The sequence below is a fragment of the Blastomonas sp. UPD001 genome, assembly GCF_003426715.1.
Lineage (GTDB): Bacteria > Pseudomonadota > Alphaproteobacteria > Sphingomonadales > Sphingomonadaceae > Blastomonas.
In genome coordinates this window covers 599,161-610,254 of record NZ_QKVT01000001.1, presented here as the reverse complement: position 1 = coordinate 610,254, position 11,094 = coordinate 599,161, and the positions used below count along the sequence as shown (strand labels likewise).

Here is an 11,094-nt window from a genome sequence, read left to right as displayed (position 1 = left end):
CCCGTTCAGCATCGCCATCACCGCGACCAGCGTCTTGCCCGCCCCGACATCGCCCTGGAGCAGCCGCAGCATCGGCACCGGCTGCGCCATGTCGCCGTTGATCTCCTCGATCGTCCGCCGCTGCGCCCCGGTCAGCGCGAAAGGCAGCTTGAGCGCATCGCGCAGGTGCCCGCCGCCCTGCAGCGCGACGCCCTTGCGCTTGCGGTTGCTCTGTCGGATCAGCGCAAAGGCGAGCTGGTTGGCGAAGATCTCGTCATAGGCGAGCCGCTCGCGCGGCTTTTCATCCATGCCCTGATGCGCGGCGGCGAGCGCTTCGTGCCAGTCGGGCCAGCCCTCGCGCGCCTTCAGCGTCGGTTCGATCCATTCGGGCAGCGGCGGCAGCTGCGCCAGCGCCTGCGCCGCCAAGGAGGCGACGCGCTTCTGCCCCAGCCCCTCGGCGAGCGGATAGACGGGCTCCGCCTCGCCGATCTGGTCGGCCTGGCCCGGCTCCACCACGTGGTCGGGATGGACGATCTGCCACGCCTCGCCCCAGATCTCGAGCTTGCCCGCCGCCAGCCGCGTCTCGCCCAGCGGCCAGAGCTTCTTCGCCCAGCCCGGATTGCCGCCGAAATAGACCAAAGCGATATGGTTGCCGATCGCATCCTCGGCGATCACCCGCGTGGGCCCGCGTCCGGGGCTCGAGCGATAGCCGGTCGCGGTGAGCGCGATGATGATCTGCTCGCCCGTGCCGGCCTGATCGGCATTGTCGACGCGCCGACGGCGGATGAAGCCGGTGGGCAGATGATAGGCCATGTCCTTGACCCGCGAAATGCCCAGCCGCGCGAACGGCTTCTGCAGGCTGACGCCGACGCCCTTGAGGCTCTCGATCTCGGCGAATGCGGGGTTGAGTATATCGGGGCGCATGGCTATCGCAAAAAACGCAACGCACTGACATGTGCTGCTGGCTGGAATCCTGACCCGTCTTAGGCAGGCCCGGCCCACCCCGCAAGCAAAGGAACTTCTGGCATGGACCGCGAAACCCGATTGCGCCGCCTGGCCTTCCGCGCCTGGCACCGGGGCACGCGCGAGGCAGATTACATGATCGGCGGCTTTTTCGATCGCTATGGCCAGAGCTGGTCCGACGCAGAGCTCGACTGGTTCGAGATGCTGATCGAGGAGCAGGACGTCGACATCATGGCCTGGGCGATCGGGACGCAGCCGGTGCCCGATCGCTTTGCCGGGCCGCAGATGGACGCGTTCCGCCAGCTCGATTTCATCAACATCCCGCGCTGATCGCACCGGCGCGCAAGGCACGACACCCATGGACAGCATCAGCCGCATCCTGCAGGCGACCGCGCCGCTGACGCTGGCGAGCGTCGCGCCCGGCGCGCTGCCGCTGCTGCTGGCGGACCTCGCCCGCGCCGCTGCCGCGCGCAAGCAGGGCGGGCGCATCGTCTTCATCGCGCCCGACGACGCGATGATGCATGCGGTCGCCGAGACCGCACCCTTCTATGCGCCGGACCTTGAGGCGATCGAATTTCCCGCCTGGGACTGCCTGCCCTATGACCGCGCCTCGCCCTCGCTCGGCATCACTGCGCGGCGGCTCAAGGCCTTGTGGACGCTGCAGCAGCCCGCCGGCGGGCCGCAGCTGCTGGTTACCACGGTCAACGCGGTCACCCAGCGCACGCTGACCCCGTTCCGCATCCGCCAGGTCGGCGCGGAGCTCAAGCCCGGCATGATGATCGCGCGCGAGGCGCTGATCGAGAAGCTGGTGCGCCAGGGCTATGCCCGCACCGATACCGTCGCCGATTCGGGCGAGTTCGCGGTGCGCGGCAACCTGATCGACATCTTCCCGGCGGGGATGGACGAAGGGCTGAGGCTCGATTTCTTCGGCGACGAGCTCGACACGATGCGCGCCTTCGATCCGGGCACGCAGCGCTCGACCGAGCGGGTCGAGCGGCACATCCTGCTCCCCGCGTCAGAAGTGCTGCTCGATGCCGACAGCATCAAGCGCTTCCGCAGCGCCTATCGCGAGGCCTTCGGCGCTAATGCCACCACCGATCCGCTCTATCAGGCGATCAGCGACGGGCGCAGGCTGGCGGGCATGGAGCACTGGCTTCCGATGATCGAGGAGCGGCTGGTGCCGCTGTTCAAGCATCTCGATGACCAGGATATCGTGCTGCGCGATGCCGGGGCCGATGCCGCCGCCGACCAGCGGTTCGAAAGCATCACCGACTATCACGCCAACCGCCAGCGCGGGAACGAGGACAAGGCGGGCAGCTATCGCCCGCTCAAGCCCTCGGCGCTCTATCTGGTGCCCAAGGAATGGCGCGCGGCCGAGGGCGAAACGCCGATCCATCTGGTCAGCAGCCACGACGAGCCCGAATCGCAGCGCGTGCTGGGCCTCGGCTATCGCACCGCGCGCGATTTCGGCGCCGAGCGCGCGCGCGGCGACAATGTCTATGCCGCCGCCGTCGCGCATATCGAGCAGCTGCGCGCCGCGAACCGGGGCGCGATCATCGCGAGCTATTCGGAAGGCTCGCGCAGTCGGTTGCTCGGGCTGCTCAAGGACCATGGCCTTGCGCGCATGGCGCTGGCGGGAAGCTGGCAGGAAGCGCAGGGCCAGGCCGCGACCGGCATGGCCTCGATGGTCGTGCTGCCGCAGGATCATGGCTTTGCCACCGACCGCTACGAGATCCTGTCCGAACAGGACCTGCTCGGCGACCGGCTGGTGCGGCGGCGCAAGAAACGCAAGTCCGCCGACGCGTTTCTCGCCGAGCTGCAGTCGCTCTCGGCCGGCGATCTGGTCGTGCATATCGACCATGGCATCGGCCGCTATGAGGGGCTGGTCTCGATCCCCGTCGGCAAGAGCCCGCACGACTGCGTCTGGCTGACCTATGCGGGCGGCGACAAGCTCTACGTGCCGGTCGAGAATATCGACGTGCTCACCCGCTACGGCTCCGAAAGCGAGGGCGTCGCGCTAGACAAGCTCGGCGGCGAGGCCTGGCAGCGGCGGCGCGCCAAGCTCAAGGAACGCATCCAGGCGATCGCGGGCGAGCTGATGAAGACCGCCGCCGAGCGCGCGCTGCGCACCGCCGATGTCGCCGAGGTCGAGCCGGGCGTCTATGCGAGCTTTGTCGACCGTTTCCCGTACGAGGAAACCGAAGACCAGGAGCGCGTCATCGCCGAGGTGCTCGAGGATCTCGCCTCGGGCAAGCCGATGGACCGGCTGGTCTGCGGCGATGTCGGCTTCGGCAAGACCGAGGTGGCGATGCGCGCCGCGTTCGTCGCCGCGATGTCGGGCATGCAGGTCGCGATCGTCGCACCGACGACGCTGCTCGCGCGCCAGCATTATACCAATTTCGTCGAACGCTTTCAGGGCTTTCCGCTCAATATCGGCCGCCTCTCGCGGCTCGTCACCGCGAGTGAGGCCAAGGCGACACGCGAGGGCCTTGCCAATGGCACCACCGACATCGTCATCGGCACGCATGCGCTGCTCGCCAAATCGGTCGAGTTCAAGCGGCTGGGCCTGGTCATCATCGACGAGGAACAGCGCTTCGGCGTCGTCCACAAGGAGCGGCTGAAGGCGCTCAAGGCCGATGTCCACGTGCTGACGCTGACCGCGACGCCGATCCCGCGCACGCTGCAGATGGCGATGAGCGGCCTGCGCGAACTGTCGGTCATCCAGACGCCACCGGTCGACCGGCTCGCGGTGCGCACCTATGTGATGCCCTGGGACCCGGTGGTGCTGCGCGAGGCGCTGCTGCGCGAACATTATCGCGGCGGCCAGTCCTATTTCGTCGCGCCCAGGATCAGCGATCTCGACAAGCTCAGCGAATTCATCCGCGACGAGGTGCCCGAAATCCGCCACATCATGGCGCACGGCCAGATGGCGCCGTCCGATGTCGAGGAGCGGATGAGCGCGTTCTACGACCGCAAGTACGACGTGCTGCTGTCGACCACCATCGTCGAATCGGGCATCGACATTCCCAGCGCCAACACGCTGATCATCCACCGCGCCGACACCTTCGGCCTCGCCCAGCTCTACCAGCTGCGCGGCCGCGTCGGACGCTCGAAGACGCGCGCCTATGCCTATCTCACCACGCCCGAAAATCGCGTGCTGACCGAGACGGCGGACAAGCGCCTCAAGGTGCTCGGCGATTTGGACACTCTCGGCGCGGGCTTCCAGCTTGCCAGCCACGATCTCGACATTCGCGGCGCGGGCAATCTGGTGGGCGACGAGCAGTCGGGCCATATCCGCGAGGTCGGGTTCGAGCTCTACCAGTCGATGCTCGAGGAGGCGATTCTCGAGGCCAAGGCGGGCGGCCTGTCGCTCGACCTGCCGCGCCAGAAATTCTCGCCGCAGATCACCGTCGATGCGCCGATCCTCATTCCGGAGGATTACGTCCCCGATCTGGCGGTGCGCATGGCGCTCTATCGCCGGATGAACGACCTTACCAACCGCGGCGAGATCGAGGCGTTCGCGGCGGAGATGATCGACCGGTTCGGCACGCTGCCCGATGCGACGAGCAACCTCATCAAGCTGATCGAGATCAAGCTCAACTGCATCACCGCGTGTGTCGCCAAGATCGATGTCGGCGCGCGCGGGGCCTTGGTCAGCTTCCACAATGACAGCTTCCCCGATGTTCCCGGCCTGCTCGCCTATGTCGAGCGGCTGAAGGGCACGGCCAAGCTGCGCCCCGACCAGAAGCTGCTGATCCAGCGCGTGTGGAGCGATCCGGCCTCGCGGATCAACGGATTGATCCAGCTTTCCAAGGGTCTGGCAGGGATCGTGAAGAAGAGCGCGAAGGCGGGATAAGGCGCGCCGACGCTGCGGACATTTTCCTTTCCTCGCCCGTCACCCCCGCGAACGCGGGGGTCCCGCTTGTTCTTCGTGCCGGCTTGAAAGCGCGATTCCCGCGTTCGCGGGAATGACGAAGACGGCTCGACGTTCAGCCCAGTTCCGCCTGGGCAAACTCCGCGAAAACCTCCGCCTCCATCGCCCTGCCGCGCAAAAAGCCCTGGAAATAGTCGCAGCCCTCGTCGCGCAGCGCGGCAAGCTGGGCGTCGCTTTCCACCCCCTCGGCGATGACCTTGAGATTGAGCGCCCGGGCCATCGCGATCACCGAGCGCACGATGATCCGGTCCGCCTCCGCGCCGCCGATATCGCGCGTCATCGCATGGTCGAGCTTGAGATAGTCGAGCGGCAGGCGCTTGAGGTACAACAGGCTCGAATAGCCGGTGCCGAAATCGTCGACCGCGATTCTCACCCCCGCCTCCCGCAGTTCGGCAAAGCGCGCCGCCGCGCGCTTGAGATCAGGGACCAGCGCCTGTTCGGTCATTTCCAGCGTCAGGCGGCGCGGGTTGAACCCGGCCTCGGCCAGCATCGCCAGTTCGCGCCGCGCGAAGCCCTTTTCGCCCAGATCCTCGGCCGTCACGTTCAGCGACAGCCGGAGCGGCGCGAGCGGCCCGGTCCAGCGCGCCGCATGCTGCATCGCGCGCTGCCGGATATGCCGCGACAGCGCACGCGTGAAATCGGCCTTGTCAGCCAAGGCGAACAAGGTGCCCGCGCCGATCTCGCCATATTGCGGGTGCTGCCAGCGCGCGAGCGCCTCGGCCCCGGTGATGCGCCCGGTCTCGACCGCGAATTGCGGTTGGAAGAGCACGGTGATCTCGTCGCGCTCGATCGCCTGGACGATGTCCTGTTCGAGCCGATAGCCGCTCCGGACCGGCGGCGCTCCCGCGCGCATGCGCAAGGCCCGCCGACAGCCGGTCGAGCAATGATACCGGCCCTTCGCCCTCGCGCGCCACCGCCAGCGCCGCGCGCGCGGTCAGCCGCAGCCGGTGCCCGGCGACGTCGAGCGGTTCGGAAACGAGGCGCAGAATCCGCTCGGCCATCACCTGCCAGCCCAGCCGCTCTTCGGCCATCGCATAGGCAATCAGGAAATCGCCGCCCGAAAGGCGGAGCGTCAGCGCGCTGCCGGCCGACAGCCGCGTGGCCTGGCGCGCGAGCCGCTGCTCGATCGCCTCGAGCGCGGCATCGCCCACCGCCGGGCCATAGGTCGCGTTGACTGCGGGCATGCGCCTGAGGCCGATCAGCATGGCGTGCAGCGGTCCCTCGGCCGTTGCGGCGAAGCTTGCGATGCGTTCGTGCAGATCGGGCACCGCCTGGCCGCGCGCCACCAGTTGCGCGCAAATCAGCCGCAATTGCAGCCGAAGCGCCGCATCGCCGAACGGCGCGACCAGCGCGTGCGTGAAGCCCGCCGGAGCGGCCTGGTCCAGGCCTGGCCAGTCACCGTCGCAGATCAGCAGCGCCGGTCCCCCATGGCCGGAGATCGCGTGCGGCAAGGCATCGCCCTGCCCGCGCATGTCCGCGACCAGCAGATCGGCAGGCGCCCCCCCGGCCGGCGCGAAACCGCCTTCCGCCAGCGCCGCCGCCAGCGCGGCGTCCGGCACGACGGAGCCGCAGCTTTGCCAGGTCGGCCTGTCCCGAAATCCGCTGCTGTCCAGAATCCGCCCCCGATCCGTCCGGAATGCCGTGCCTGTGCCCTGCAATGGCACAATGCGCAACGGCCCAAGAAACATTGGCGCATTAGCACCGATCCGTTAAGACCCTGTCACCCATAAGATAAGGCGTGGAACATGCCCCAATCGGTTCTTGACCGCAAAATCGCGCTGGCCGTCTCCCCCACCGAACGGGCGCGCAAGGCGGCGCGCGAGGTGCAGGCGGCGCATGAATGGGCCAGCCTGGACGAGGCCGATATCGTCGTCGTCATGGGCGGCGATGGCTTCATGCTGCAGACGCTGCACCAGATGTTGGAGCGCGGGCGGATCGTGCCGGTCTATGGCCTGAACCTCGGCACCGTCGGGTTTCTGATGAACCTGTGGCGCAGCGGCGACAGCATCCAGCACCGGCTGGAACGCGCCCAGGCGTTCGAGGTACTGCCGCTGTCGATGACAGCGACGACGATGAGCGGCGAGCGCGTCACCTATCCCGCGATCAACGAGGTGTCGCTGCTGCGCGAGACACGCCAGACCGCCAAGCTCGAGGTCAGCGTCAACAATGCCATGCGAATCGGCGAGCTGGTGTGCGACGGCGTGCTGGTTGCGACGCCCGCGGGTTCGACCGCGTACAATCTGTCCGCCAACGGGCCGATCCTGCCGCTGGGCTGCGGCATGCTGGCGTTGACCCCGATCAGCCCGTTCCGCCCGCGCCGCTGGAAGGGCGCGCTGCTGCCCGATTCGTCGCAGATCACCTTTCGCGTGCTCGAGCCCGGCAAGCGCCCGGTCAGCGCGGTCGCCGACCAGCGCGAGGTGCGCGATATCCGCGATATCCAGATCGCCATCGACCCCAACCGCCGCCTGTCGCTGATGTTCGATCCGGGCCACAGTCTCGACGACCGCATTTCGGCCGAACAATTTATCGTCTGAACGGCAAATCAGACGCTTGCCAAACCAAAAAATCCGGTGCTATAGGCGCGCTTCTCCCGGGGAGCATCGCCTCGCCGGGAAGGCAAAAGAGCGTTCCCCGATAGCTCAGCGGTAGAGTAGGTGACTGTTAATCACTTGGCCGTAGGTTCGAATCCTACTCGGGGAGCCAGCTCGTTTTTCATGGCATTGGTATCAAACAATTTTCTGCCCTTTCGTGTCTAACGTGGGGTCGATGTTAGACAGTGACCGCTCCCATTCCGACAAGGCTGCAATAGCCTTTTCCGCCAGTTTGATCTGGTCCGCGTCGGCGGTGTAGAGCTCGATCATCTCGTCACGCTTCTGGCCGCTCAGGGCCTTCATCGTCTTGTTGCTCATCTGCAGTTCGGCCATGCGGCGCAGGGTCGCCTTGCGCAGGCCGTGCGCCCGGCCATGGGTGACGCCGGCAGCGAGACAGGCCTTAGCGAACCAGTCGCCGAACGATTCCTTCGAGAAGGGTTTCCCGCGCTTGGTCACGAGGAAGCAGAACGGGCTGGTCAGGTGCGGCGGCATGGCCACGATCGCCTCGAGCAGCTGCGGTGCCAGCGGAATCCACAAGACCGCCCCGGTCTTTTCCTGCACCACTGGCAGGCAACCATCCTTGATCTGCGCGCGGCCCATCTTCACGATGTCGCAGCGGCGCTGGTCGGTCCAGAGCAGCAGCTCCATGGCCAGACGCTCGCGGGTGCCAAGCGCGTGATGATCGCGGTAGCGGGCGATGTCGTCCTCGGTCCACGGCACGAAGCCGCGACTGCGCTCCTTCACGCTGGTCTTGACCTTCTGGGTCACCTGCGCGGGATTGTGGTCGATCATGCGGGTATGCTGGGCGAAAGCGAACAGCCTGATCAGCTCCTTGCGCAGTTTGCGCGCAGCATGGATGCCGCCGATCGTGCGCGTGCCGGAAGCGGTCTGGATCTCGGTCTTTTCGCGCTTCTTGGCGATGATCTTATCGAGCGATTCGAACGTCACCAGCCTGACGGGCCTGTCACCCCTGCCCTTTCGGAAATCCTCAAGCACCGCGCGCACCTTGTCCTGGGTGACCTTGGTGGGGCCGAGGCGCGTGATCGGGTTGCAATAGCGATCGATGAGATCGTCGAGCGTGCCCTCGCGCGCGCGCAGCTCCTGACGCGGCTCGCGCGGGGCCTCGGGGTGCATGAAGGCATGGTACTGCTCGCGAAAGGCCTCGGTGCCCAGGTTCGCAGTGAAATAGCCGCTGGGATATCCCTTGCGCCGAAAGCGCAGGCGTTCCTTGCCGCGCACGTCGATGAACGCGGACACATATTTGGGCAGCAGGCGGCGGCGGGCCATGGTCATCATTCCTCATCCCAAGGGTTCTGGGGTGGTGTCGGTTCGTCCGGCACCGATTCGTTGATGATGAACTCGATTTCCCTGTTGTCCAACCTGAACACCACACGCGCGCGCTCGCGGCCCGCGACCTTCTTGGCGGTCTTTACGGCTCGCTCCATGTCGGCCTGGGTAAAGCGCGCCGCTGCTGTCATCCCTTCCGCTCCTCCAAATAAAGCCCCGCCCGCACATGATCGGCGGCGACCCTGAGCCCTCTTGCAACGCCGCGCTGGGTGCACCGGGCCGCAAGCCGGTCCAGCCCCTCGGCTATCTGGCGGTCATTGTTCGGCGGCGTCGGTCGCTTCGACCAGGTTGCGATTGCCAACTGGCGAGCCTCGTCCAGATCGCGGGCGTTCTTGAACACCTGCACATCGCAATGCGAGCAGTGCACATAGGCCTGATAGATGCCGCTGTGGGGGAAGTGTCGCGCAAAAGTGGTCGGCGTCCCCTGACAGCACGGGCAGCGCGGCAAAACGCCGTTCATTATGAGCCGCATATCCTCGGCATCAGGCGGCAGGAACTCAGCGGGCTCAGGGTCCGGCAGGCGGTCGCGCTCGATCTGCGCGCGGGCCTGTTCGCCTGCACGCGCCGCCGCCATCAGCACCTGCGCAGCATCGCGGGTCGCATCGTCGAACAGGCGCTGCGTCGGGATGCCGTCGCCGCGGTGATCGGTCATCGCCTCGAAGTGCATGAACGCGGCGGCTAGGCGGTCATCGCCGATGCTGTGGCTGTATTGGCCGCAGGTCGGGCATGGGGCGAAGTCTGCCGCGCGTGGTTCGTGACACGACCCGACCGCTGCCAGGAACACCGCCATCCCCTCAGAATAGCCCAAGCTGGACAACAGCCCGGTCACCAGCTGGTCGAGCGCCTTGTGCGCTTCGTGCCCCCTCTGCTGCTGCACGATTTGCGCGCAGGCGGTTGCGAACTGCTCGGGGGAAATCACCTCGCTCGAGCCGGTCGAGATAATCGGCTCGCCCGCGCCAGCGATCGCCGAAGTCGAGTGCTGTGTCATAGCGCCATCCATTCTGCGCGCCGCTGCTCGCATCCGCGCTCGCAAAGGGAAACTCGCGCGCGACCAGGACGCCGCGCAGGTGATGAAGCTGCTGCCAGCGCCCGGTCAGCTGCGGCGCGATGTCCAGCATCCGCTCGAACCATGCCTGACACCCGACCGCCTTGTCGGCCCCCGTGCCAGTCCATGCGATGCAGACCCTCGGCCATTGATCGCAGAGGCGCAGCAACCGGGAGAGAGGCGCGTCCATGTGCCAGACCGGTGCCGATACCTCGGGCGGGAATGGCCAGTCGGTAAGCAGCGCGTCGTTGAGTTGGGACGGCGCGCCAGGCGCATCGGGAATGATCGCCCAGCGGTCGCCGTGCAGTCTCGGTTCCAGCCAGCGGTAATAGGGTGACCAGTCGTCCCGCAGAAACCACTCGTCTCCGCGCTTCATCGCCGCCTGCCATTCTGAGAACGCGCCGTTGTCGAAACATGACCGTTCGAGCAATGCGCTCGACGGCCTCCACATCATCAGGGCGCCAGAAGCTGACGCAGAGATTGCGGTCCTGGCCGATCGTTTCGAGGCAGTCGCGCGGGGTCAGCGGGGTGCAGTGGTAGATCTGCGCCCGGGTGGGGTTGGCGGTCATCACCAGCTCTCCGAACAATGGCCAGCATGGTCAGCATCGCCGACCGCTTGACACACACCGCAGACCCGCTTGGCCCGCGCTTCATGGCGCGCGTCAAACAGCGAGAACGGCAGAGGCGATTGATTTGGCAGCACCCAGATATGATACATATCGGCTTGGTCGATCACCTCGGCCCGTGGCGGCATGACCTCGATCGCGGTAAATCTCTCGCCGAACAGTTCATCCTTGATCCGCTGCTTGTCGCGCCATGGCGGCTCGAGATTGCTGATCGTGCGAATGGCCAAATGGTGCACCAACCCCCAGCGCGTCTCCAATGGCCGGATCAGCACCGAATAAAGGTCGTTCGCATAGGCAGAGCGAATCTCACGGCACCAGCCATGACCGCCCGGCAAGCCATTGGGCAGCGGCGTGTGTCGCCATTCACCCCAGTTGCCGGATTTGATCGCGCGGCGCTCCAAAGCCTTGGCGTGGCGGATCTGCTGGCGGTCAACCATCGTTCTGCATCCTCGGAAACTTCTCCGCCGTCGCGCTGCGGGTGACAGTGAACAGCGGCTCCATCGGCTGCGCGGCGACATCGGCGAGCGGGATCGCGGTCGAGCAAGTCGCGCACTCGGCCGACATCCGCCCGACATGCCAGTGCTGGCCGCCGCAGCCGGGGCAGCGGTT

9 protein-coding genes, 1 tRNA gene and 2 pseudogenes are annotated in these 11,094 nt (G+C 66.6%); 4 read left to right on the top strand and 8 right to left on the bottom strand.

Going from position 1 to position 11,094, the window contains the following annotated elements; translation table 11 throughout:
* Window positions 1–903 (bottom strand): ATP-dependent DNA helicase RecG (locus DM995_RS02880; RefSeq protein ID WP_502696570.1); only part of this gene is annotated, 903 nt, incomplete at its 3' end.
* A 102-nt stretch (window positions 904–1,005) separates the two neighbouring features.
* Between DM995_RS02880 and DM995_RS02875 the strand changes: the two genes are divergently transcribed.
* Window positions 1,006–1,272, top strand: coding sequence for an FAD assembly factor SdhE (locus tag DM995_RS02875; protein WP_116968434.1), 267 nt, complete (start codon window positions 1,006–1,008; stop codon window positions 1,270–1,272).
* Window positions 1,273–1,300: 28 nt separating this feature from the next.
* On the top strand, window positions 1,301–4,798 hold the full coding sequence (gene mfd / locus DM995_RS02870; protein WP_116968433.1) for a transcription-repair coupling factor: 3,498 nt from the start codon (window positions 1,301–1,303) through the stop codon (window positions 4,796–4,798).
* Between the two features lie 133 nt (window positions 4,799–4,931).
* On the opposite strand, the gene DM995_RS02865 is transcribed toward mfd, so the two are convergent.
* Together DM995_RS02865 and DM995_RS22730 are read right to left on the bottom strand one after the other, a co-directional pair.
* Window positions 4,932–5,729, bottom strand: a complete 798-nt coding sequence (locus tag DM995_RS02865; RefSeq protein WP_116968432.1) for an EAL domain-containing protein — start codon at window positions 5,727–5,729, stop codon at window positions 4,932–4,934.
* Window positions 5,730–5,808: 79 nt separating this feature from the next.
* A pseudogene (locus DM995_RS22730) lies at window positions 5,809–6,081 on the bottom strand (diguanylate cyclase domain-containing protein); the annotation flags it as partial.
* A gap of 540 nt (window positions 6,082–6,621) precedes the next feature.
* Between DM995_RS22730 and DM995_RS02855 the strand changes: the two are divergent.
* Window positions 6,622–7,410, top strand: a complete 789-nt coding sequence (locus DM995_RS02855) for an NAD kinase (RefSeq protein ID WP_116968430.1) — start codon at window positions 6,622–6,624, stop codon at window positions 7,408–7,410.
* A 94-nt stretch (window positions 7,411–7,504) separates the two neighbouring features.
* Window positions 7,505–7,579 (top strand) — tRNA-Asn (locus tag DM995_RS02850).
* Between the two features lie 23 nt (window positions 7,580–7,602).
* Here DM995_RS02850 and DM995_RS02845 read toward each other — a convergent pair.
* The 5 genes and pseudogenes from DM995_RS02845 to DM995_RS21620 form a co-directional block, all read right to left on the bottom strand.
* Window positions 7,603–8,754, bottom strand: coding sequence for a site-specific integrase (locus DM995_RS02845; RefSeq protein WP_116970298.1), 1,152 nt, complete (start codon window positions 8,752–8,754; stop codon window positions 7,603–7,605).
* 5 nt (window positions 8,755–8,759) lie between these two features.
* Window positions 8,760–8,945, bottom strand: a complete 186-nt coding sequence (locus DM995_RS02840; RefSeq protein WP_116968429.1) for a hypothetical protein — start codon at window positions 8,943–8,945, stop codon at window positions 8,760–8,762.
* A complete protein-coding gene (locus tag DM995_RS02835; RefSeq protein ID WP_232824002.1) occupies window positions 8,942–9,802 on the bottom strand; it encodes a Lar family restriction alleviation protein in 861 nt (286 codons plus the stop codon). Before DM995_RS02835 ends, DM995_RS02840 begins: the two co-directional genes overlap by 4 nt.
* Before the next feature lie 625 nt (window positions 9,803–10,427).
* Entirely contained in the window at window positions 10,428–10,922 is a 495-nt protein-coding gene (locus DM995_RS02830) for a DUF7694 domain-containing protein (protein WP_198669240.1), read from the bottom strand.
* Window positions 10,915–11,094, bottom strand: a pseudogene (locus DM995_RS21620) (hypothetical protein); the annotation flags it as partial. The pseudogene DM995_RS21620 and the gene DM995_RS02830, both read right to left, overlap by 8 nt.